The following is a 21,209-nucleotide window of genomic DNA, read 5'->3' on the forward strand; positions in this document are numbered from 1 at the left end:
CCTCCGCTCGAACGGAACGACGGGGCGTTCCACGCCAGAATCGAGCCGACGGTAGCAAGCCGGCCAACGGCCTACGGCCCGTTTACGGGAGAGGCTTCAGGAGTTCCGCTGCGCCCGGAAGACCAGGAGTGCCAGCTGGACCCGGTTGTCCAAGCCGGTCTTGGTGAGCGCGCGGGAGATGTGCGTCTTGACTGTGCCTTCGCTCATGAAGAGCGCCTTCGCGATGGTCGCGTTGGAAGCGCCTTCGGCGACAGCCTCGGCGACGGCGCGCTCTCGATCGGTGAGCGCCTCCAATGTCTGCTGAGCCTTGGCGCCGGTGGAGTCGTTGGCCGTGCGAGTGTGGCGTGCCACGAGTTGGCGGGTGATCGTTGCCGAGAACGCGGATTCTCCCGAGGCGGCGAGGTGAATCGCGTGGCAGAGCTCTTGCGGCGCGACATCCTTGAGCAGATATCCGCTCGCCCCGGCCTGCAACGCGTCGAGGACGTGTGTGTCCAGGTGGAAGGTGGTCAGCATCAACACCGCGACCGACGGCACCGCCGCACGGACGCGGCGGGTGACCTCGACGCCGTCCGTCTCCGGCATGTGCAGGTCCATCAGCACGACATCGGGGCGGTGCCGCGTTGCCGCGCCGACGGCCTCGGCTCCGCCGGACGCCTCGGCGACGACAGTGATCGTGGGGTCGACCGACAGGACCATCGAAAGACCGGTGCGGACCATCGCGTCGTCGTCGACGATGAGCACCGACGTGGGCGTGCCGGGGGTGCTGCCGGCGGATGGAGAGCTGGTCATCGCAGGGGCACCCGCGCAGACAGTCGGAACTCGTGGGTGTTCTCACCGCGGTCGACGACCTCGTGCTCGGCGACGCCTCCCACGGTGGCGATCCGTTCGACGAGACCGCTCAGCCCGGCGCCGGCTCCGGGCAACGCCGACTCGGCTTCTTCGATCGGGTTGGTGATCGTGACGAGGGCATCACCGCCCTGCTGACGAACGTTCACCGTCACCAGTGCGCCAGGGGCGTGCTTGCGCGCGTTGGTCAACCCCTCTTGCACGACACGGTAGATGTGCTCGGCGTTCGGGGGCTCCGGCAGCGCGGCCGTGCTGCCGGAGCCCCCGCCGCTGTCGGGCAGGTCGAGGCGCGCGACGATCATCTGGCCTGCCTGTCTGGCCTCGTCGATCAGTCCCGCGACGGTGTGCTCGTGCTCGGAGCTCTGCGGTGTCACGAGGGTGCCGTCGCGCAGCATGCCGATCACCGTGCGCAGTTCGTCGAGCGCGCTGATCGCGGTCGCGCGGATCGTCGCGGCGGTGGTGCCGACATTCTTGGCGTTGTCCCCGGCGACCGCGAGCCCGCCGGCGTAGAGCGCGATCAGCGAGATGTAGTGCGCGACCGAGTCGTGCATGTCCCGGGCGATCCTGGCGCGCTCGGCCATCTGGATCTGTTCCGCACGCTGCTCCCGCTCGCGCTCGATACGGGCCGCCCTGTCCCGGTAGACCGCGACCAGGTCCTGCTGCTTCTGCTGCAACGCGCCCCAGGCCACGACGGCGAGTGCGATCGCGGCGTTGACCACCACGGTGAGGCTCAGCGTCGAGTTGGCCGGATACAGCAGCCAGAAGGCCAGGGCGCCCGCGATGTCGGCCAGCGCCACGACGAACGCCTGCTCGATGCGCCGGCTGCGTGCCACGGCGAACAGAGCCACGTAGTTGGCCACACCGGCGGTGGCGCAGAACGCCCCGGCGACCGCCAGCACCAGACCGACCACGACCGGAGCACGGTGACGGACCAGCAGCACGAGACTCGCGACGGCGCCCACGGAGATGTCGAGGACGCGCCACCCTCCTCCCGGGCGTTGCTCGAGGACCAGGAACAGCAGGGCGAGTCCACCGGCGAACGAGGCGAGAACCAGCAACGCCGACCGGCCGCGCTCGATCCACGGCCCTCGACGCACCGGGGCCTCGTCGCTGCGGCCGTCGGCGACGGCGAGGAGAGGAGACGGCACCGGACCACCGTAGACCGCCGCCCTCGACGGCGCAGTCAACGAAAGTCGTACAAGCCCTTGGCCGTTGGTGGACTCACTCGGCGCCGATCGGCAGACGTCCCGCGCATGGGCCGGCCGACATCGTGGAGGACATGAAGACCACACGTTCTCGCCGATACCTGATGACGCTGCTCGGGATGGCCCCGGCCGATCAGCGCTCCACGACCCGGGCCCGCTTCGTCGTCACCACGGTGGCCGCCTTCGCGACGGCCGTACAGATCATCGTCTGGTTGCTGGTGGGCATCTTCAGCACGCGGCTCGACGCTCCGTGGTGGCTGTGGACGCCCGGCAGCGCCTTCCTCGTCAACGCCGTGCTGCTGTCCGTGGACCACATCCGCGGCCACTGGTCACGCACCGGTTCCTCGCACAGCCCCCGAGCCGGAAACCTCCGTTCCGCCGACGCCACCCGGGAGTCACTGTGACCACACCGTCGACCACGCCATCGACCACGCAGAATCTGTCTGCCGCGTCTCGTCACGCGGCCGACGCAGCGGACCTGCCCACCACGAGGTTCGCCGGCCGGGCGGGGATGGCGGTGGGTGCCCTCTCCGTGCCGCTGGTGGCCTTGTACTTCGTCTACTCGGGACCGCCCCCGGAGTGGAACGTCCTGACGCGGAGCCTGGTGACGCTGGTGACCATGGCGGTGCTGACGGCGTTCGGGGTCGCTCTGGCACGCCTGCTGCCCAGGGACGACACGGGCCGGCGCACCATCGCCGGTCAGCTCACCATCGTGTCGCTGCTCACCTACGTCGCGGTGATCCTCTTCGCCACCTCGCTCGAGACCGGCACTCCCCTGGCCTTCCCTGACCGGGGTCTTGACCCGACCACGGACGGCCCTCTGGCGGCCGCCATGGCATTGGCCCACGGTCCGATCGCACACCTGTGGATCGCGATGTTCCTGCTCGGATTCGCCCGTGCCGCGCAGCAGTTCACGACTGCCGCGTCACCGACGGTGCCGCGGTGGGCCCTGCGCGGTGCCGTCGTCGTCGGAGTCATGAACCTGCTGGCCGTCCCGTCGCTCTACTTCGGCATGGACGCCACCCACTTCTACGCCATCAACGGGTGGGGTGCGGATGCCCTCGTCGGTCTGATCACCATGGTCTGGGTCGGCTTCATCGGTCTGGGCATCCATCGAGCCGTCAAGAACCGCGCACGAACGCTGACTTGATGGCGACCGACCGACGCGGGAGCGCCGAAGCTCCCGGCCTCCTCCAACCTTCCACCACTGTTCGAAGTCGATTACCTCTTCGTCGAACACGCGGAAATCTATGCCGAGCGGAGTAGACATTCGCCAGTGCTGTGGTTATGGTTTTTCTCGTAGCCGAGATCAACAGGGCCCGGCAGAGACGAACTGCCGGGCAGAAGTAAGCAGTTGCAGTACGCAGGACGGTTCGGTGGTGGAGTTCCGAAGCCAGGGTTGTCGCAGGACGGCGACGGGACTGACGACCGGACCGGGTGGCCCGCAGTGATCAGGGGCCGCCGTGAGCAGTACCTCGAAGTAAGTGATCCATCCCAGAGGGAAGAACGGAGGAGCCGAGCGCCATCAGGATCGCCCGGGCGGACGTCTTGAGCCCGGGTACCGCAGGACATCGACAGTGAGGTGGTCTCCGGTCAAGCAACCGCGATCCCCGCATCCTCGACAGCAGCATCGTCGGGTCTGCGGAAACAGAAGTCCGGCGCAGTATCAGGGCCGGCAGATGGTGTAGCAGTTCCTTCGGGGCCCTGGTGCCAATGGCACCAGGGCCCCTCAATCGTGTTCCATGGCCGACGCCGGCGTCGGATTCCTGCCGGACAACGGCTTCACCCGCTGATTGCCTGAGGGCATGTCCACCGCACGCAAGTCCTCGGTCTTCCGTTCCCTCCACACTCCGGCTCGTCCGCTCGCCCTCGCCAACGCCTGGGACGTCGCCAGCGCCCGCGTCATCGAAGCCGCGGGGGCACCTGCGATCGCCACCACCAGTGCGGGGGTGGCCTGGTCGCTCGGCTCTCCGGACGGAGACCGTCTCGCCCGGGACGCAGCGGTGGACGCCGTCACCCGCATCGCGGCCGCCGTCGCCGTCCCGGTCACCGCCGACATCGAAGGAGGGTACGGACACAGCCCCGCCGATGTCGCGGAGACCGTCACCCGCCTGCTGGAAGCCGGCGTGGCGGGCATCAACATCGAGGACGGCACCCGCCCACCGGGCGCCCTCGTCGACCGGCTCACAGCCGCCCGCGGTGCGGCGCGGAAGGCGGGAGTCGACCTGTTCGTCAACGCCCGGATCGACACCTACCTGCTCGGACTGGGAGAGCCCGCCACTCGCCTCCAGGACACCCTGGCCAGGGCCCGCTCCTACGTCGACGCCGGAGCGGACGGCATCTTCGTCCCCGGCGTCACCGACCCCGGAGTCATCAAGGACCTGGCCGAAGGAGTCGAGGTCCCCCTCAACATCATGGCGGGGCCAGGCACTCCGCGGGTGGACGAGCTGGGGGCGCTGGGGGTGGCCCGTGTCAGCCTCGGCTCGGGCGTGGCGCAGGCCGCCTACGCCGCGGCACGGCACGCGGCACTCGAACTGCACGGCGTCGGCGGCTACGACTCCCTGCGACAGGCCATCGACTACCCGGAGCTCAACAGCCTGATCTCCGCGACCGGCTGAAGAAGCGGGTCGGCGCGCTCCGCCCCCGCCCTCACACGAGTACGGGCGTGGCGTGTCCGTGGAAGCTGGGTGGAACGTCCAGGCCCCAGGCCGTCGAACGGCCGCCGGCCTCGGTGGTCCAGCGGACCGGCTCCCAGTCGGGGGCGTAGATGTGGATACCGCCGGAGAACACCTCGATGCGGTTGCCGCCCGGCTCGATGACGTACAGGAAGAAGCCCTGCGTGCGCGAGTGCTTGGCCGGGCCGAACTCGATGGGTTGGCCGAGCTGACTGAAGGTGTCGGCGGCCCGCAGCACGTCCTCGCGGTTCTCCACCGCGTACGCCAGGTGGTGCAGGCGCCCCGAAGTCGGCGCCGCTTCCCGGGTGATGGCCAGGTCGTGGGCCTTGTTCATCAGGCTCAGCCACGCCCCGGCCTCGCCCTGCCCCGGCGGGACCAGGTACTCGCGCAGCTTGAACCCGAGCGTTCGGACCATGACCTCCCTGGTGCCGGGAACATCCGGCGCCAGGATGTTGAGGTGGTCGATGCGCTGGGCACCGACACCGCGGTGGATCTCGGCCTGGGGCTGGTTGGGGAGGTACGGCTTCCGCGCACCGGTCGGGCGGTACTTCTCGCTCTCGTAGTACACCTCCATCAACTGCCCGCTCGGCGCGTGGAATTGGTACGCCTTGCCGTGGCCGACGTCGCCGTCGATCCACTTGCCCTCGATCCCCGCCTCGCGCAGTGCGGCGACGCGGCGGTCGAGCGCCTGCGGACCCACGGCACGCCAGCCGACGTGCCCGAGGCCGGCCGCCGCGGAGGGCGTGAGCTTGAGCGTGGTCAGTTCGGTGTCCCCCCAGCCGCGCAGATAGGCGCTGCCGCCCTCCTCTGCGACCAGGTCGAGGCCGTACACGTCGACGAAGAAGCGCAGGCTGTCCTCGTACACCGGGGTGAGCAGTTCGGCGTGGCCGAGCTGGGCGATGTCGTAGACGGGTTCTTCGGGTGCGGTGGCGTTCATCGGGCCTTGGCCTCCAGTTCGTCGATGGCTTCCAGGAGCGCGGGACCGCGGTTGGCCGCGGACATTCCGGTGAACAGGTAGGCGAGGTCGATGACGGCCTGGAGCTGTTCGTCGGTGGCACCGGCGCGGCGGGCCGCGACGCCGTGCAGCGCGGCGGCATCGCTGAGCTTGCTGTGCAGGATCCCGGTCAGGACGAGCTGGACGGTGCGCTGGTCGAGGCAGTCGGGGTACATGACCCGGTTGCGCACGCGCTCCTGGGCGAGGAGGACCTCCTCGCGGTCGCGGCCCGCGGCCGCCGCGCGGGCGAACCGGGCCTTGACGCGCGGTGGTACGAAGCCCACCAACTCCTCGTAGGACGCGAGGAATTCCTCTGGTGTGTTCGGCCGGTCCGACATGGTGTGCGGTCCTGTTCTGTGAGCGATGGCGTTACGGGGAGGGGCGATCGGGCGCGGTCAGATGCCGTCGAGCGACACCGAGCCGAGGTGCCCGTAGGTCGCAGTCACCGTGGCGCCGGGGGTGAGGAACACGGCGTCCGTCAGGCCTCCGGTGAGTACGAGGCTGCCCTTCTTGATGCGGTGGCCGCGCGCGCCGAGGGCGTTCGCGGCGAGGGCCAGTGCCTCGCCGGGGTGCCCCTGGACGTCGGCTCCGGTGGCCTTGGCGACGGTCTCGCCGTCGACCGTGAGCGTGCACGGCTCGGTCGCGAGGTCGAGTGCTCCCGGCTCGACGACCGTGTCACCCAGCACGTACGCGGCGGCGGAAGCGTTGTCCGCGACGACGTCCGGCAGGGCGAAGCTGAAGTCGCTGAAGCGGGAGTCGATCACCTCCAGTCCTGCGCGCACGGACTTCACCGCACGCATCGCCGACTCGCGCGTGACGCCGGGGCCCGCCAGGTCCTCGCCCAGCTCGAAGACGATCTCCGGTTCCACCCGCGGGTGGATGAGCGAGGCGACCTCAAGCGGCTCGCCGGGGGCAAGGTGCATGCCGTCGGTCACCCATGCGGTGAGCGGAGCCGAGATGCCCATGCGGCGCTGCTTCGCCTCAGAGGTGAGGCCCAGCTTCACGCCGGTGACGGTCTCCGAGCGCTCCTGGACCCGGAGTTCGACCAGACGGTCCTGCGCGGTGTAGGCGCGTACGAGGTCGAGTTCGGGCCACTCGGTCGTGATCCGGCCGGCGGCGCGGCGTTCGGTGGCGCGGCGCGTGAGTTCGCGCGCGACGCGGTCGGTGTCCCACATGGCGGTGCCTTTCTCAAGGATCTCAGGGGTTTCAGGGTTCTTAGGTGTCTCAGGAGCTCAGGGGTGTCAGGTGTCTCAGGGGCTCAGGTGTTTCAGGGGCAGGTGTCTCAGGGGCAGGTGTCTCAGGGGCAGGTGTCTCAGGGATCTCAGGGGTTGAGGAGCTTGGGCTGTGGCGGTTCCCGGATTCAGGAGGCCCGTGCCATCAGTCGAGCGTCGAGCCGAGCATCCGCCCCGCAGTGAGCACGGCCGTACGCACGGCAGGTGCCACCCGGCTCGGATGGACGCGCCCGCTCCACCCGGAGACCGAGAGCGCGGCCACCGGACGGCGGTCCCGGTCGAGGACCGGTCCCGCGACACACGCGATTCCCGGTCCGGACTCCTCCTGCTCGCAGGCGATTCCGTCCCGTCGTATCCGCTCCAGCTCACGGGCCAGGGCGCGGGGCGTGGTGAGGGTGCGTGGCCCGACGCGGGGCAGGCCCGCCGCCACCACCTCGTCGAAGATGCGCCGTGGCGCGTACGCCAGCATCGCCTTGCCGACTGCCGTGGCGTGGGCGGGAATTCGGCCGCCGGCCCGGGACGGCATCTGCGGCACCTGGTCACCGCGCACGACCTCGACGTAGACGACGTCGCTGCCGTCGAGCACCGCCAGATGAACGCTGAGCCGAGTGGCCGCCCGTAGATCCGACATCAGCGGAAGGGCGACGTCCCGCAGCGCGCGCCGCCGCGGGACCTGCTGCCCCCACTCGAAGATGCGGCAGCCGAGACGCAGCTCCGCACCGTCGCGCTCGAGGAGCCCGTGCCCGACCATGTCGGCGACCAGACGTGAGGTGGTCGACTGGGGCAGACCGGAGCGCCGGGACAGTTCACAGACGCCGAGGTGTTCCGTGCGGACACCGAAGCAGTCGAGGACCGCGGAGATCCGGGCCACGGCGTTGTCCGGCACGACGGCACCGGCCCGGACCGGGTGCCGGCGGGGCGAGGCCGCGTCGCCCGTGCCGCGACGGGCTTCGGTGATGAGCGCTGAAGCCATGGTGTACCCCGCCTTCCTGGGACTCGGGCCGTGATGTCGTGCCATGACGCTAGCCAGCACGCGCGGCCGGTCCCAGGGCGTGGCGGAAACTTCGCGCCCGCCGGGACAGCCGGGGGCCAGGTGTCCCGGCGGCTGCGACGTTCCCGCGGTCGCGTCCATCGGCGGCGCGGGCCGTAGCCACCAGGGACTTCCGGTGTCGGTGTCGTGCCAGGCTGAGCCCCATGAGCGATGCCGCACCCCGACCTCCGTACGATTCCCGGCCGTCGGCCGTCACCGGTCCGCTGGACCGGGCCCTCGCCGTGCTCCGCCACATGGCCGGTGCGCACCGCGCGACCGCGACCGAGATCGCGGAGGTCGCCGGGACGAGTCGCAGTACCGCCTACCGCCTGGCGGAGCGGCTCACCGCATGGGGTTTCCTCTCCCTGTCCGACGAGCCGGGCCGGTGGGAGACCGGGCCCGAGGCACTCCGGCTCGGCCTGTCCGTACTGAGCCGCTCGCAGGTGGCGCAGGCGGCTCCGGAACTGGTCCGGCACCTCATGGAACTCACCCGGGAGACATGCGGCGTGGCCATCCCGCTCCACGACACCATGGTCTTCGTCCACCGTGAGCTCGGTCCGACGCCCAGTCCGGCGACCACGCAGCTGGGAACGGAGCGGCCGATTCACTGCACCGCCGTGGGGAAGGCGTGGCTGTCCGGGCTCCCCGAGCCTCAACTCACCGCCGTTCTGGGACGGTTGTGGCTGCGCACCCACACCCCGAACACGATCACCTCGGTGTCGGCCCTGATGCGCGAACTCGATCTCACCCGCCGGCGGGGCTGGGCCGTGGACGACGGAGAGCTGAACGAGGCGACCGGATCCTGCGCCGCCGTCGCGTTCGGTCCCGACGGGCAGCCGGCCGCGGCGGTGTCCGTGTGGGGTCCCCGAGCGAGGGTCGTCCAGCGCATGGGCCGCATGGGGCCCGTCACGACCAGTACGGCCGACGCACTCACCGCACGGCTGCGCAGGACGGCGCAGCCGGAGCAGCGGCCGCTCCACGACGAGCAGCGGCCGCTCGACGAGAAGCGGCCGGGGCCGGGACCGGGACCGGGACCGGGACCGGGGGGACCGTAACCCCTACTCCAGCGCCTCGGTGAGCGCGCCGAACGCGGCCGAGGCCGCCGCCTTGGCGGGCGCGGTCCGCAGCCAGGCGTCGCAACTCTCCACGGCCCACGGCCCGTTGTAACCGCGTGCGCGGAGCGCCCGGGCGAGCGCATCCGGCCGCAGCTCGCCCTCACCCGGCAGATGCCGCTCCTCACGTGCGTGACGCATGTGGTCACCGGCCACGATCCGCCCGTCGTTGAGCTGCACGGCGGCGATGCGCTCACCCAGCAGGTCGAGCGCGTCGTCCTGCGCCCCGCCGCCGTTGCGGAAGTGCCAGGTGTCGACCATGAAGCCCACCCAGGGCGAGGCGCAGCCGTGCACCACTTCGCGCCACAGCCGCGGGTCGGCAAGACCGGACCACGCGAAGCCTTCCACGGCGACACGGGTGCCGAACTCGCCGAATCTGTCGCCGAGTTCGCTCAGGGCGCGCGATGCTCGCGCGGCGTCGACCGGGCCGGGGTCCAGCGTCCCCGCCGTCACATGATGAGGGGAGAACGCCTCGGCCAGCGCCAGCAGCCGGCGCACCTGATCCGGGGCCCCATCCGGAGTCTCACCGGCGATCCCGTCCGTCCACCCGGTCAGGAACTCGATCTCCGCCAACCGGATCCCGGAGCCGTCGAGTGCCTCGCGCACACGGCGCAGTCCGACCGCGTCGCCGTCGTCGAAGACGGGGTCGGCGGCGTGCAGTCCCACTCCGTCGAACCCGGCTGCCGCCGCCGCGGCGCAGCGCGCCGCGAAGTCGTGGCGGGGTGGCTGCCCGAACCCCGATCCGGTCAGCGTCACATGGCTGGCGACGGTCGAGTTCTTCCTGGCCATCCGGACCCCTTTCCCTGCGTGGGGGCCCATCCTTGCCGCGGGCGCGGCGTGCTCCAACCCCGATGAGCCGCTGACCGGATCGCACCGTGCGGAAGCACCGCCTCATCCGGTGACCGGATCACGTTCTTGGACCCGCCCGTGACCGGCGTCACAGGATTCCGGGGTCTCGCCCGACGAAGCGCTTGACGCGATCCGAGCCCGCTCGGATCCGAGCCGCAAGGAGATCTCACCATGTCCGCATCCCCGGAAAGAGCCGCGAAAGACGTCCCGGACAGGGGGCCCGGCGACGCCGCAGACCCGTCCGCCACGCACGAGCACACCCCGCGCCGCGCCGCGCTCGCGGCATTCCTCGGCAGCATGGTCGAGTACTACGACTTCTTCATCTACGGCTCCGCGTCGGCACTCATCTTCAGCCATGTCTTCTTCCCCGACGCCGCCCCCGCCACCGCCACCCTCGCCTCACTGGCGACGTTCGCCGTCGCCTACGTCGTCCGCCCCCTGGGCGCCTTCGTGCTCGGCCACTTCGGCGACCGGGTCGGCCGCAAGCGGGTCCTGGTCTTCTGCCTCACGCTGATGGGCGTTTCCACCTTCGCGATCGGCTGCCTGCCCTCGTACGGCACCGCAGGCGTCGCCGCCCCCGTGCTGCTCGTGGTGTGCCGGGTCGCCCAGGGGCTGTCGGCCGCGGGAGAGCAGAGCGGTGCCAGCTCGATGACGCTGGAGCACTCCCCCGAGGGCCGCCGCGCGTACTGGACGAGCTTCACGCTCTCCGGCACCCAGGCCGGCCTGGTCGTGGCCACGATGGCGTTCCTGCCCATAGCGGCCCTCGACGAGCAGGACATGTACACGTGGGGGTGGCGCGTGCCGTTCTGGGCCAGCGCCATCGTCGTGGCCTGCGCGTACTGGGTGCGCCGCCGTCTGACGGAACCGCCCGAGTTCACCAGACTGCGGCAGGAAGAGGAGGTGGTGAAGCTCCCCCTCGCGGTGTTCGCCCGCTACTACTGGCGCTCCGCGCTGCGCATCATCGTCTGCCACCTGTTCGCCGTCGTCTCCACGGCTGTGACCGTCTTCGGTCTGTCCTACGCCACCGAGGACTGGTCGGTGCCTCAGTCGCAGATGCTCTGGGTGATCGCGGCCGCCAACGTCGTGGCAGCGCTCGCGATCCCGCTGTGGGCCCGGCTCGCCGACCGCGTCGGACGCCGCCCGGTGTTCGCCCTGGGCGCCCTCGGATGCGCCCTCGCGGTCCCCGGCTTCTTCGCCGCCATCGTGACGCAGAACATCTGGCTCATCGCCGCGGCCACGGTCGTGATGTCCGGCGTGGTCTACTCCGCGCCCAACGGCATCGCCCCCACGCTGTACGCGGAGATGTTCGACGCCCGGGTCCGCTACACCGGCATGGCCGTGTCCACCCAGTTCGCGAACCTTGCCCTCGGCTTCACACCCACCATCGCCGCGGCCCTGATGGCCGGCGGAAGCACCGGCTGGGTGCCGGTGGCGGCCCTGATCACGGGGCTGTGCGTGCTCTCGGCAGTGGCCTGCTTCGCGGGCCGCGAGACCGCCCACGTACCGCTGAACCAGCTCGGCAACCCCGAGCGCACCGCCGCCCGTCGCACCGCCGAACCCCACCTGGAGAAGCTGGAGAAGTCCGCATGACCGAGCCCCACCGCCGCATCCTGGTCCTCAACGGCCCCAACCTCAATCTGCTCGGCACCCGCGAACCCGACCTGTACGGTGCCGAGTCCCTCGCCGACGTCGAGAAGCTGGTACGGGCGCGGGCCGAAGAGACCGGCTACCGGGCCGACTTCTTCCAGAGCAACCACGAGGGTGCCCTGATCGACCGCCTGCACGACGAGCGTGGCCACAGCGACGGAGTCGTCATCAATCCGGGCGGCCTCACTCACGTGTCCGTCGCACTGCGCGACGCGTTTCTCGCCACGCAGACCCCGCTCGCCGAGGTCCATGTCAGCAACGTCCACAAGCGGGAGCCGTTCCGCCACCACTCCTACTTCTCCGACATCGCGGAGGCGGTCTTCATCGGCGCCGGCATTCACGGATACGTGCACGGCTTTGACGCCCTGCGCAGGTCGGCGGAACGCTCATGACCGCCGACCACCGTGCCGGTCCGATCCGCATCGCCCTGCTCGGCCACGGGATCGGTTCCTCGCTCTCGCCCCGCCTGCACGAATCCGAGGCGCTCGCCCAGGGCCTGACGCTGAGCTACGAGCTCATGGACAGCCGCGACGACGGCCGCCCGCTGCGACCCCGACTCGACGAACTGCGCGAACACGGCTATGCGGGGGCGAACATCACGCACCCGCACAAGCGGGAGGTGCTCGGCCTCCTCGACGAGGTGACCCCGGCGGCGCGGCGTCTGGGCGCCGTGAACACCGTGCTCTTCACCGTGCGGGGAGCCGTCGGACACAACACCGACGCTCCCGGCTACGCCGCGGCCTTCCGCCGTCACCTCGCCGGTGTGCCGACCGGCTCGGTCGTACAGACGGGCGCCGGCGGAGCCGGGTCCGCCGTCGCCCACGCGCAACTGGCGGAGGGGACAGCTCGCCTCGGGGTGTTCGACGTGGACCGGCCCCGCGCCGAGGCACTCGTCGCGGACCTGTGCGACACACACGGTGCCGGGCGTGCGCACCTCGTCACGGACGTCGATGCCGCACTCGCCGAGGCCGACGGCCTGGTCAACGCGAGCCCCGTCGGCATGGCCCACCTTCCGGGTGCGCCGGTGGACACCGACCGGCTCCGGCCGCCGCTGTGGGTCAGCGATGTCGTCTACATGCCGGTCGACACCGAACTGCTCGTGGCCTCCAGAGCACGCGGGCTGCGCACCTTGTCGGGCATCCACATGTGCGTCCACCAGGCGGCTCTCGCCTTCGAGCTGTTCACCGGACGCGGGGCGGACGTCGACCGGATGACCGAGCGGGTCGCTGGTGAGGCCGGCCTGCGGTCCGCGGGCCACAGCCACGTGTGAGTGGTGCGCGGCCCGGCCGACGCCGTGTCGCGGGCGGCGCACACCGGTGTCCTCGAGGCCCTCGACACCGGCTACCGGATGAACCTCCCGGTGCGCACGGTGACCGGCGCGGGCGCGGTGGCACCCTGGTATCGGCGACCTCTCCCTCGGTCGTCGTCGAGGCCGTCAAGCTGGCCGAGGACCGCTCCGGCGACCTCGTCGTGCGGCTTTACGAAGCCCGGGGCGGTCGGGCGACCACCCGAGTCGACGTGTCGGAGGCCGTCGCACGCGCCTGGACGACGGACCTCCTGGAGCGCGATGCCGCGAGCCTCGACAACGGTGCGGTACAGGTACGTTCCTGGGAGCGGGACGAGCCGATCGAGCTCACGCTCCGCCCCTTCGAGATCATGACACTGCGACTGCGCAAGGCGTAGCCGTTCCCGTGTCAGGGGCCCATGCCCCTGACACCGGGCGCCCAAGATCAACGCCGCGCTGAGGGCGCAGCCCTCCCGTCGCGCGTCGCTTCCCAGGCCGGTCAGACTCCCGCCGGGCGTCCCCCTCCTCGGGTCAGCGCGTAGCCTCCGATGCCCGCCAGCGCCGCGAGCACCGCGCCCGCCGCCGTCCACAGCCAGCGGCTCGTCCACCAGGTCGAGGCCCAGCCGTCCGCCGGTGCGGCCTGCTCGGCGGAGGCGGTCGTGCCCGGGACCAGCGGGGTGGACAGGCTGCCGTCGACCGCCGCCGCGCCGCCGATGTCCTTCGAGTGGGCCTCCAGCGACGCCGTCACCGGCTGCCCCAGGTCGGCGTCGGCGAGCGAGGTCGTCGTGAGGCGGACATAGTAGGTGCCGGGCAGCGGGTCGTTGCTCCAGGCGTCCGCCGAGGCGCGCACCGTACGCACCGTGCAGGCGAGCTCCACGCGGTTCGCCCCGGCCTCAACGGCACGTTCCTGCATGCCGTACTGGCAGGGCTGGCGGCGCCGCAGCCCGTCGTAGACGTCGATGCGCCAGGTCTGAGCGCCGTGCCGGGTCTTCGGTTCGGGCAGCTCGACGGTCGCCTTCACCGTCGGGCGCCGACCGGCGTCGGCCGGGAACGACCAGTACAGGTAGTCGCCCGTCGACGCGCTCGCCGTCGCCTTCTGGTCCTGCTGCATCTGTGCCGCCGTACGGAACGACGTGCCTGCCTCCGTCGGGGCCTTCTGGGCGGCGTCGTCGCCCTCGTCCGCGGCGGCGGGTCCGGCCAGCGCCAGCAGTGCGGTGGCGGCGCCCAGGAGGCCGCCGGCCAGCCGTCTCGTACGTCCCAACAGCGTTGCGAACGGCATCAGTTCGTCCTCCAAACAGCGACACGCCAGCGCGAGAGCCAGCCCCAGATCACACCCGCGAAGAAGCCGATCACGACCAGGGCGGCCAGTAGCCACCAGCCGTTGCCGAGGCCGAACGCGGCCACATCGGACGCCTGGTCCGGGCCGTCCACCACGTCGACCGTCAGCTCGACCGGCAGGCCGGGTGTCGTCTTCACCGAGGCGGGCGCGGAGAAGGAGTTCGAGACCTGGAGGCAGACCGTCTCCGCCCGAGTCTCGTCCGTGTCGTCGTCGCGCTCGGGCTTCGGGTAACGCAGGCCTGTCGAGAGGACGTCGGTGCGCCCGTCACCCGCCTCCTGCCCGCGCACGATCTCCCGGCCGTGCGTGGTGGATGCGCGCAGCACCACACCGTAGTCCCGGTTGACCGCACGGTCGGCCGCAACGCTCACCGAGGCGCGCAGCTCCTGCCCCGGTTCGACGTCGACGCGGTAGAAGCGGTGCTCGCCGAACTTCTCGCGGTCGGTGTAGAGACCGGCCTTGAGCTGCGGCGCGTCGGCACACTGGGCGGCGCCATCGACAGCCACGGGGGTGGCCACCGGATCGGCCGCCCGGTCGACCAACTGGCCTACCTTGTCGGACAGTTGATCCTTGTGGTGCACGGCGGTGTAGGTGCCGCCTGTCGCGTCCGCAATGCAGGACAGCTGCTCACGCGTCTTCGCGTCGGCGACGAGCCCGAGCGTGTCGATGGTCAGGCCGATACCCTTGGCGGCTATCTCCCGGGCCACCTCACAGGGGTCGAGCGGCTGACAGGTGTCCTCGCCGTCACTGATGAGGACGATGCGCTTGGCGCCGGCGCCGGACGTGAAGTCGTCGGCGGACTTGAGCAGGGCGGGGCCGATCGGCGTCCAACCGGTGGGCCGCAGTGTGGCCACGGCCGTCTTGGCCTCGGTACGGTCCAAGGGACCGACCGGGTAGAGCCGGTCGGTGTCCTTGCAGCCCGTCTTCCGGTCGTCTCCGGGGTAGTTGGCCCCGAGGGTCCGGATCCCGAGCTCCACCTCGCCGGGCGTCGCGTCGAGCACCTCGTTGAACGCCTGCTTCGCCGCGGCCATCCTGGAGCCGCCGTCGATGTCGCGGGCGCGCATGGATCCGCTTGCGTCCAGGACGAGTTCGACCTGGGGCGCCGGTCTTTCGTCGGCTCCATCGGCATACGCCTGCGTGGGCGGCAGGCCGCCGACGGCGAGGGCGGCGACGAAAGCACACAGGCCCGCCGCCAGCCGTTGTTTGATGATCATCGGCGGATCTTATGGATCTTGAGGGGAGAAGACCAAAACGGGGACCTCAAGGTCGCGCCCGACACGACCACCGAAGGGAGACCGGGCGCCGGCCGCCCACGGCCGGGCACCTTCTTTTCGCTCGACCGTGAGCCTTCACGCCTGTCCGCAGACCCGCGAACACCTAGACCCGGCTGACAGGGAGCGGAGCTTGGGGATGAGAACTCTGAGCTGCGAACCGGTTGAACACGGTGTCGTCGCAGGAATCGACACATCCGAGGACAGGCAGGTTCTGGCTCTCCCAGCGATACGTCATGAGCGTGTGCGGTAGTACGAGGCCAGGGCGGTGTTGAGGACGACGACCACGGTGAACCAGAGAAATGGAAGCCGCTGCCCGAGCGCAAGGAGCGCCCATGCGGCGGCGCCGAACACCACGGCCTTCACACCAAGTTGGGCGGCATACGGTATCGCGAACCGCGCCTTCGGCGCCGCGAACATCCCCCAGAGCACGGCAGCGCCGAGCGGCGCGGCCACGGCAAGGGCGAGGGAGCCCGCCCATCCGACGTCGCGGGTGAAGCCCCACCAGGCCAACAGTCCGAGCGTCAGCACCTCCAGCAGGAAGGCGACTCCCTCATTGACGAGGAAGAAGGCACGGACGGCCGAGGGCAGCGGAGTAGTCATGGGGGCCACCTTTCATGGGTCTACGCGGAAGGGTCCACTCCGATCGACTCGGTCTCGCATGACGGCCCCGTGGGCGAGGACCGCGGCGGCGGGAACCGCGGTGCTTCCAGTTCTGCCAGTTCTTCCAAGACCAAGAAGTTGCGGCGGCCGGGCACCGATCCAGGGCGGTGACTGGAAGGGAACGACGGCTTGCGCTGAGGCCCACCTCGGTGAACGGCCGGCCCCAGTTTCCGGAAGCGGGCAGCCTGTTCTACGGCATCAGCCTGGACGGCGGGGCCGTGCACAACCTGGTGAACGCGACACTGACGTCCCCGCCGCTCAGTCCGCCCGCGGACGCGGACACGCCGCACGCGGACTGAGCTCGGCATCTGCCCTCGCAGGTCAACCGACCTGCTGCTCGGAGCGAGTCTGGCGAACCCGGACAGCTTGCTGGAAGCCTGTCCGGGCGATCGCCCCGTGGGCGCAAGAACCTCGTCATGGACGCGGTGGCAGCGGATGACCGCGACCCACGGGTGGCTACTCAAGTCCGCCGAGGTGGAGGAGATCTTGGAGCTCACCGAGCTTCGCGGTCGACAGGGCTCCCGCCCGCTCGATCAGGTCTTCCCGGGTGAGGCTGACCAGCCAAGTGCAGGGGATGAGGCCTGGACGCGGGAGTGCGACTCGCAGGACACCTTCGAGAGGTAGTCCTTCGAAGGCGCCTACTGCCAGCTCAGCGGCAACTCCGCTGAGATCGGTGCCCGCAGGATCGACGACCTGCATCGCCCGGACCTCGGATGTCGCTTCCCCCGAGAGCAGCACGACCAGGCGCCGCTCGCCGAAATCCGCCCACCAGACTTCGCCCCGTTGCACAGGTCCTCCTGACACAGAACGGCGGACGAACACTGCCGTGCGCCCGGTTTCGCATAGCCCATTGTCGGCCCCCAAGAGCTCCAGCCGATCACGAGTGGAGCCAGATGAGGAGTGCTGCGGCGGTGAGAGTGCCGAGGTAGACGTATCCGCGCTTGTCATACCGGGTGGCCACGGCTCTGAACTGCTTCAGCTTTCCGATGGCCCGCTCCACCGTGTTGCGATCTTTGCACCGCTCCTTGTCGAATCCCAGGGGCCGTCCTCCTCGTGAACCCCGGCGTAGGCGGGCGGCCTTGTTACGGATTCGGCTTCGAGTGGCGGCGCGGGAGGAAATCGGCCCGCTGATCGGCGGCCCACCGAACGCCCCGGGCGACTGACGCGCCCCCTGACTCAACGTGCGCAGCATCACGGTCGCTTCCCAGGTTTCTCGTGCAACCCTCGGACGCCCTTGCGAGTCTCCTGTGTGCCGAACGGTGGGTCACGCCTGCAACAAATTGGGGCAAACACCGACGGACCAACACCTGATCGAAGCGGGATGTCCGCCGGACGCCTCCGTCCCTTGCAGGAGCTCAACGCATGGCCCAGCACGTACGCCCTACACCCCGCCTCCACCCCCGCCTCCGACACGCGTCCGCGCCGCCACAGCGAACGCCGCCCAACTGATCGGAAGCCGGGAGTAGTTCATCCGGCCGGATGACGGGTGGTCCCGTCACACCGAACTGCCGGTCAGGCCCTTCCCGCGACGTCGACCACCAGGCCCGCCCGCCTCGGCGACCACGCATCGGCCGATCGGCACAGCAACACCCTGACCCGCCCTCGTCAACCACCCCGCGAAAGGCACGTCCATGAAGCGCACGCTCACGTTGATCACCGCCCTGGCCGTCACCGCGCTGTCGCCCACAACGGCGCACGCGGCCGTCAAGAAGGCCAAGACTCCGCTCACCTGCGAGTCCCGGACGTTCACCTCGAGACCGGGCCCGAGCTTCAGCGACCCGGAGGACCCCGACGCCCAGATGAACGTCATGGGCCCGATCATCGACTCGATCAACAGCGCCAGTTGCGGGCAGACCATACGCGTCGCCATGTACTCGATCGGCAACACCCAGCCGGGCCCGGACTTCGCAGGCGCCCTGATAGCCGCCCACCAACGCGGCGTCATCGTCAAGGCGCTGATGGACTCTCACAGCGACAACGCGATCTGGCAGTCGATGGTCGCCGAGCTGGGCAACGACCCGCGGGCCTCCAGTTTCGCCGCGCTGTGCCCGGGCGGCTGCCTGACGCACTACTCCGGATCCGCCCTGCACGCGAAGTACTACATGCTCAGCGGCGGGAGCGACGCGAACAGGACGGTGACGGTCAGCAGCGCCAACCCCACCTCCGCCCAGGCCAGAACCGCGTGGAACAGTGCCGCCACCGTCAAGGGCAACGTCGACCTGTACAACTCCTACGTCCGCTACTTCACCGCGATGGCCAAGGGGGCGCAGAACGGCCCGGGCCCGCTGGTGCCCGACTACTACAACACCACCAGCGGCACGGACGCCAGGACGACACTGTCCCCGCCCTCCTACCAGTGGCCCAAGGCGCGCTCCAAGAGCGACACCTGGGTCGACTTCCTGAACAACGTCAAGGCGCCGGCCACGATCAACATCGCCATGTTCCAGTGGACCTCGCACGGTGATCCGGGCGACCGGAACTATCTGGAGCTGCCGAAGAAGCTGGTGAGCCTGGCGAAGACCGGCGTGAAGATACGGATACTCTTCACCGCCCACCAGGTCGACGGCAGTGTGCAGAACTACCTGAAGGACCGGCCGAACATCGAGGTGCACGACACCAGCCGCGGCACCGACGCGAACGGCAACGCTCTGCACTACACGCACGACAAGTACATGATGGTCAGCGGCGGTTACGCGAGCTCGTCCAACGCCAGAGTCGTGTTCGTCGGCTCCTCGAACTGGACGAGCAACGGCGTCTGGCACAACGACGAGTCGGACCTGAAGCTGGTCGGCCAGTCCCACTACGACCAGTTCATGAACGACTGGCAGAACCAGTTCAACCGCTGCTGCGGCACCGTGGCACGGGAGCTGACCGCCGAGAAGCGCGCCGAGAACACGGCACCCGAGATTCCGATCGACCCGGAGCAGGTCGAGGAGTAGGCGCCTCAGCCGCCGCCCGCCAGCACCCGGTCCGGCGTCATCGGCAGTTCCCGCTGCCGGACGCCGGTCGCGTGGTGCACGGCGTTGCCGATGGCGGCGGCCGTTCCGACGATGCCGATCTCGCCGATCCCCTTGCTGCCCATGGGGTTGAGGTGGGGGTCGTCCTCGTCGATCCAGTGCGCCTCGATCGCGGGCACGTCGGCGTGCGCCGGTACGTGGTAGCCGGCGAGGTCGCGTTCCACGAAGTCACCGAAGGCGGGGTCCAGCGTGCTGCCCTCGGTGAGGGCCATCCCCAGGCCCATCGTCATCGCGCCGATGAACTGGGAGCGTGCGGTACGGGAGTTGAGGATGCGGCCCGCCGCGTAGACGCCGAGCAGGCGCCGCACGCGGACCTCGCCGGTCACCGTGTCGACACCGACCTCGGCGAAGTGCGCGCCGAAGGCGTGTCGCGCGTAGGCGCTGTCGGCGTCGGCGCGGCCCGCCGTGTCGGCCGTGGCGTCGAGCCCGGCGGCGGGAACCTGCCCCTTGCGGTCGGCGAGGTCGGCCGCCAGTCGCGTACAGGCCTCGTGGACGGCCCAGCCCCAGGAGGCCGTGCCGGAGGAGCCGCCCGCGAGTGAGGCGGTGGGGAGGTCGCTGTTGCCGATCTCGGTGCGCACGCGGTCCACCGGGACGCCGAGTGCGTCGGCGGCGACCTGGGCCAGGACGGTACGCGCGCCGGTCCCGATGTCGGTGGCGTTGATCCGGACGACGAAGCTGCCGTCCGCGGCGGCGTGGGCGCTCGCGCGCGACGGCGCCACGATCACGGGGTACGTCGCCGCGGCCACGCCGGAGCCGACCATGACGGGCCCCTCGGCGCGCGAGCGGGGGCGCGGGTCGCGTGCGGACCAGTCGAAGCGGCGGGCTCCCTCGCGCAGGCATTCGGCGAGGTGGCGGCTGCTGAAGGGGCGGGAGCTGTCGGGTTCGCGCTGGGTGTCGTTGCGCAGCCGCAGTTCGACGGGGTCGATGCCGAGGGTTTCCGCGAGTTCGTCCATCGCCGACTCCAGGGCGTACATGCCGGGCGCCTCCCCCGGTGCGCGCATCCAGGAGGGGCTGGGCACGTCCAGCGGGACCACCCGGTGGGTGGTGCGGCCGTGCGGCGAGGGGTACATGACGCGGGTGGCGGCGGCCGCCGTCTCGACGAACTCCTTGATGCGGGAGGTGTGCGAGGTCGCCTCGTGGACCACGGAGGTGAGTGTGCCGTCGGCCTGGGCCGCGAGCCGCACCCGTTGCACGGTCGGCGAGCGGTGGCCGACGACGGCCGCCAACTCCCGCCGGTGCAGCACGAGTTTGACCGGCCGCCCGGTGGCGCGGGCAGCCATGGCGGCGAGCACCACGTGCGGCCGTGGCGTGCCCTTGGCGCCGAAGCCGCCGCCGACGTGTTCGGAGACGACCGTCACCTGGTCCTTCGGCAGCTCGAACAGGTCGGCCAGGACGTCGCGTACCGTACTGGCGCCCTGGCTGGAGTCGTACACGGTGAGCCGGTCGTCCTCCCAGTGGGCGGTCGCCGCGTGCGGTTCCATCGGGTGGTTGTGCAGCGGCGGCACCCGGTAGGTGACGTCGACTTGGGCGTCCGCGCGGGCGTACGCGGCGTCGGCGTCGCCGCGTACGTGCTCGCCCGAGGTGCCGTCGGTGTCCTCGGGAACGTAGGCGTCGGGATGGTCGGCGGTCAGGGTGACGTCGTGGGGTTCCTCGGCGTAGGTGACACGGACGGCGGCGGCTCCTTCGCGTGCCGCCTCCAGGCTGTCGGCGACGACGAGGGCGACGTACCAGCCGCGGTGCGGGACCCGGGCGTTCTGGAGCACCCCGAGCGTCGCGTCGTCCGGTTCGGCCAGGCGCGGCGCGTTGAGGTGGGTGAGGACCGTGACGACCCCGGGCAGGGCCCGCGCCGCCGTGTCGTCGACAGCGGTGACCTCTCCCCGTGCCACACCGGCCGGCACCGGCCAGGCGTAGGCACAGCCCTCGGGGGTGTGTTCGGCCGCGTAACGGGCGGCCCCGGTCACCTTGGCCGGGCCTTCCCTGCGCGCGGCAGGCGACCCGAGAGCGCTGGTGGTGTCCGGCATGGTTCTTCTCCCTGGTGAGCACGGGT

General features: G+C 70.6%; 21 protein-coding genes and 1 pseudogene. 10 read left to right on the top strand and 12 right to left on the bottom strand.

Annotation, left to right across the window (positions count from 1 at the left end):
• Positions 1-96 precede the first annotated feature (96 nt).
• Positions 97-789 (bottom strand): response regulator, encoded by a 693-nt coding sequence (locus ACNYS0_RS06780; RefSeq protein ID WP_422471760.1) that lies wholly within the window; start codon positions 787-789, stop codon positions 97-99.
• Positions 786-1,994, bottom strand: coding sequence for a sensor histidine kinase (locus ACNYS0_RS06785; RefSeq protein ID WP_422471761.1), 1,209 nt, complete (start codon positions 1,992-1,994; stop codon positions 786-788). The genes ACNYS0_RS06780 and ACNYS0_RS06785 overlap by 4 nt, the downstream gene beginning before the upstream one ends.
• 131 nt (positions 1,995-2,125) lie before the next feature.
• Between ACNYS0_RS06785 and ACNYS0_RS06790 the strand changes: the two genes are divergently transcribed.
• The 3 genes from ACNYS0_RS06790 to ACNYS0_RS06800 all read left to right on the top strand — a co-directional run bounded on the left by ACNYS0_RS06790 (position 2,126) and on the right by ACNYS0_RS06800 (position 4,669).
• Entirely contained in the window at positions 2,126-2,455 is a 330-nt protein-coding gene (locus ACNYS0_RS06790; protein ID WP_422471762.1) for a hypothetical protein, read from the top strand.
• On the top strand, positions 2,452-3,201 hold the full coding sequence (locus tag ACNYS0_RS06795; RefSeq protein WP_422471763.1) for a hypothetical protein: 750 nt from the start codon (positions 2,452-2,454) through the stop codon (positions 3,199-3,201). The genes ACNYS0_RS06790 and ACNYS0_RS06795 overlap by 4 nt, the downstream gene beginning before the upstream one ends.
• Before the next feature lie 655 nt (positions 3,202-3,856).
• Entirely contained in the window at positions 3,857-4,669 is an 813-nt protein-coding gene (locus ACNYS0_RS06800; RefSeq protein WP_422471764.1) for an isocitrate lyase/PEP mutase family protein, read from the top strand.
• A 31-nt stretch (positions 4,670-4,700) separates the two neighbouring features.
• Here ACNYS0_RS06800 and ACNYS0_RS06805 read toward each other — a convergent pair whose 3' ends face one another.
• From ACNYS0_RS06805 to ACNYS0_RS06820, 4 genes are all read right to left on the bottom strand, one after another.
• A complete protein-coding gene (locus tag ACNYS0_RS06805; RefSeq protein WP_422471765.1) occupies positions 4,701-5,663 on the bottom strand; it encodes a VOC family protein in 963 nt (320 codons plus the stop codon).
• Complete coding sequence (locus ACNYS0_RS06810; protein ID WP_422471766.1) at positions 5,660-6,058, bottom strand: carboxymuconolactone decarboxylase family protein; 399 nt, start codon at positions 6,056-6,058, stop codon at positions 5,660-5,662. The genes ACNYS0_RS06805 and ACNYS0_RS06810 overlap by 4 nt, the downstream gene beginning before the upstream one ends.
• Before the next feature lie 57 nt (positions 6,059-6,115).
• Positions 6,116-6,895 carry a 2-keto-4-pentenoate hydratase gene (locus ACNYS0_RS06815; RefSeq protein ID WP_422471767.1) on the bottom strand — a complete coding sequence of 260 codons (780 nt, stop codon included), beginning with the start codon at positions 6,893-6,895 and terminating at the stop codon, positions 6,116-6,118.
• Between the two features lie 202 nt (positions 6,896-7,097).
• Positions 7,098-7,925, bottom strand: a complete 828-nt coding sequence (locus tag ACNYS0_RS06820; protein ID WP_422471768.1) for an IclR family transcriptional regulator — start codon at positions 7,923-7,925, stop codon at positions 7,098-7,100.
• A gap of 221 nt (positions 7,926-8,146) precedes the next feature.
• Here ACNYS0_RS06820 and ACNYS0_RS06825 point away from each other — a divergent pair, with 221 nt between their 5' ends.
• Positions 8,147-9,037: an IclR family transcriptional regulator gene (locus tag ACNYS0_RS06825; RefSeq protein WP_422471769.1), complete on the top strand. Its 891-nt coding sequence runs from the start codon at positions 8,147-8,149 to the stop codon at positions 9,035-9,037.
• A 3-nt stretch (positions 9,038-9,040) separates the two neighbouring features.
• Here ACNYS0_RS06825 and ACNYS0_RS06830 read toward each other — a convergent pair whose 3' ends face one another.
• Entirely contained in the window at positions 9,041-9,883 is an 843-nt protein-coding gene (locus ACNYS0_RS06830) for a sugar phosphate isomerase/epimerase family protein (RefSeq protein ID WP_422471770.1), read from the bottom strand.
• Positions 9,884-10,114: 231 nt separating this feature from the next.
• Here ACNYS0_RS06830 and ACNYS0_RS06835 point away from each other — a divergent pair, with 231 nt between their 5' ends.
• From ACNYS0_RS06835 to ACNYS0_RS06850, 4 genes are read left to right on the top strand one after another with little or no spacing between them, the layout of a single operon-like run.
• Positions 10,115-11,533 carry an MFS transporter gene (locus ACNYS0_RS06835; RefSeq protein WP_422471771.1) on the top strand — a complete coding sequence of 473 codons (1,419 nt, stop codon included), beginning with the start codon at positions 10,115-10,117 and terminating at the stop codon, positions 11,531-11,533.
• Positions 11,530-11,982 (top strand): type II 3-dehydroquinate dehydratase, encoded by a 453-nt coding sequence (aroQ, locus tag ACNYS0_RS06840; protein ID WP_422471772.1) that lies wholly within the window; start codon positions 11,530-11,532, stop codon positions 11,980-11,982. The genes ACNYS0_RS06835 and aroQ overlap by 4 nt, the downstream gene beginning before the upstream one ends.
• Positions 11,979-12,860 carry a shikimate dehydrogenase gene (locus ACNYS0_RS06845; RefSeq protein ID WP_422471773.1) on the top strand — a complete coding sequence of 294 codons (882 nt, stop codon included), beginning with the start codon at positions 11,979-11,981 and terminating at the stop codon, positions 12,858-12,860. The genes aroQ and ACNYS0_RS06845 overlap by 4 nt, the downstream gene beginning before the upstream one ends.
• Entirely contained in the window at positions 12,857-13,273 is a 417-nt protein-coding gene (locus ACNYS0_RS06850) for a glycosyl hydrolase-related protein (RefSeq protein ID WP_422471774.1), read from the top strand. Before ACNYS0_RS06845 ends, ACNYS0_RS06850 begins: the two co-directional genes overlap by 4 nt.
• A 101-nt stretch (positions 13,274-13,374) precedes the next feature.
• Here ACNYS0_RS06850 and ACNYS0_RS06855 read toward each other — a convergent pair whose 3' ends face one another.
• From ACNYS0_RS06855 to ACNYS0_RS06865, 3 genes are all read right to left on the bottom strand, one after another.
• Positions 13,375-14,154: a hypothetical protein gene (locus ACNYS0_RS06855; RefSeq protein WP_422471775.1), complete on the bottom strand. Its 780-nt coding sequence runs from the start codon at positions 14,152-14,154 to the stop codon at positions 13,375-13,377.
• Positions 14,154-15,425 (bottom strand): VWA domain-containing protein, encoded by a 1,272-nt coding sequence (locus tag ACNYS0_RS06860; protein ID WP_422471776.1) that lies wholly within the window; start codon positions 15,423-15,425, stop codon positions 14,154-14,156. The genes ACNYS0_RS06855 and ACNYS0_RS06860 overlap by 1 nt, the downstream gene beginning before the upstream one ends.
• Before the next feature lie 291 nt (positions 15,426-15,716).
• Entirely contained in the window at positions 15,717-16,085 is a 369-nt protein-coding gene (locus ACNYS0_RS06865; protein ID WP_422471777.1) for a YrdB family protein, read from the bottom strand.
• A gap of 209 nt (positions 16,086-16,294) precedes the next feature.
• On the opposite strand from ACNYS0_RS06865, the gene ACNYS0_RS06870 reads away from it, so the two are divergent.
• Complete coding sequence (locus ACNYS0_RS06870; protein WP_422471778.1) at positions 16,295-16,444, top strand: hypothetical protein; 150 nt, start codon at positions 16,295-16,297, stop codon at positions 16,442-16,444.
• Between the two features lie 578 nt (positions 16,445-17,022).
• Here ACNYS0_RS06870 and ACNYS0_RS06875 read toward each other — a convergent pair.
• Positions 17,023-17,226: pseudogene (locus ACNYS0_RS06875) on the bottom strand (IS5/IS1182 family transposase); the annotation flags it as partial.
• Positions 17,227-17,776: 550 nt separating this feature from the next.
• Between ACNYS0_RS06875 and ACNYS0_RS06880 the strand changes: the two are divergent.
• On the top strand, positions 17,777-19,084 hold the full coding sequence (locus tag ACNYS0_RS06880; protein WP_422471779.1) for a phospholipase D-like domain-containing protein: 1,308 nt from the start codon (positions 17,777-17,779) through the stop codon (positions 19,082-19,084).
• 5 nt (positions 19,085-19,089) lie between these two features.
• Here the strand turns inward: ACNYS0_RS06880 and ACNYS0_RS06885 are convergent, their stop codons facing one another.
• Positions 19,090-21,183 (bottom strand): xanthine dehydrogenase family protein molybdopterin-binding subunit, encoded by a 2,094-nt coding sequence (locus ACNYS0_RS06885; protein WP_422471780.1) that lies wholly within the window; start codon positions 21,181-21,183, stop codon positions 19,090-19,092.
• Positions 21,184-21,209 lie beyond the last annotated feature (26 nt).

The sequence above is a fragment of the Streptomyces anthophorae genome (genome assembly GCF_049310305.1).
GTDB lineage: Bacteria > Actinomycetota > Actinomycetes > Streptomycetales > Streptomycetaceae > Streptomyces.

Bases quoted from the DNA above. Each gene is read 5' to 3' on its own strand.
- ACNYS0_RS06835 (WP_422471771.1), top strand. From the start codon at position 10,115: ATGTCCGCATCCCCGGAAAGAGCCGCGAAAGACGTCCCGGACAGGGGG.
- ACNYS0_RS06845 (WP_422471773.1), top strand. From the start codon at position 11,979: ATGACCGCCGACCACCGTGCCGGTCCGATCCGCATCGCCCTGCTCGGC.
- ACNYS0_RS06780 (WP_422471760.1), bottom strand. From the start codon at position 789: ATGACCAGCTCTCCATCCGCCGGCAGCACCCCCGGCACGCCCACGTCG.
- ACNYS0_RS06885 (WP_422471780.1), bottom strand. From the start codon at position 21,183: ATGCCGGACACCACCAGCGCTCTCGGGTCGCCTGCCGCGCGCAGGGAA.
- ACNYS0_RS06825 (WP_422471769.1), top strand. From the start codon at position 8,147: ATGAGCGATGCCGCACCCCGACCTCCGTACGATTCCCGGCCGTCGGCC.
- ACNYS0_RS06810 (WP_422471766.1), bottom strand. From the start codon at position 6,058: ATGTCGGACCGGCCGAACACACCAGAGGAATTCCTCGCGTCCTACGAG.
- ACNYS0_RS06820 (WP_422471768.1), bottom strand. From the start codon at position 7,925: ATGGCTTCAGCGCTCATCACCGAAGCCCGTCGCGGCACGGGCGACGCG.
- ACNYS0_RS06860 (WP_422471776.1), bottom strand. From the start codon at position 15,425: ATGATCATCAAACAACGGCTGGCGGCGGGCCTGTGTGCTTTCGTCGCC.
- ACNYS0_RS06805 (WP_422471765.1), bottom strand. From the start codon at position 5,663: ATGAACGCCACCGCACCCGAAGAACCCGTCTACGACATCGCCCAGCTC.
- aroQ (WP_422471772.1), top strand. From the start codon at position 11,530: ATGACCGAGCCCCACCGCCGCATCCTGGTCCTCAACGGCCCCAACCTC.
- ACNYS0_RS06815 (WP_422471767.1), bottom strand. From the start codon at position 6,895: ATGTGGGACACCGACCGCGTCGCGCGCGAACTCACGCGCCGCGCCACC.
- ACNYS0_RS06880 (WP_422471779.1), top strand. From the start codon at position 17,777: ATGAAGCGCACGCTCACGTTGATCACCGCCCTGGCCGTCACCGCGCTG.
- ACNYS0_RS06865 (WP_422471777.1), bottom strand. From the start codon at position 16,085: ATGACTACTCCGCTGCCCTCGGCCGTCCGTGCCTTCTTCCTCGTCAAT.
- ACNYS0_RS06800 (WP_422471764.1), top strand. From the start codon at position 3,857: ATGTCCACCGCACGCAAGTCCTCGGTCTTCCGTTCCCTCCACACTCCG.
- ACNYS0_RS06790 (WP_422471762.1), top strand. From the start codon at position 2,126: ATGAAGACCACACGTTCTCGCCGATACCTGATGACGCTGCTCGGGATG.
- ACNYS0_RS06830 (WP_422471770.1), bottom strand. From the start codon at position 9,883: ATGGCCAGGAAGAACTCGACCGTCGCCAGCCATGTGACGCTGACCGGA.
- ACNYS0_RS06855 (WP_422471775.1), bottom strand. From the start codon at position 14,154: ATGCCGTTCGCAACGCTGTTGGGACGTACGAGACGGCTGGCCGGCGGC.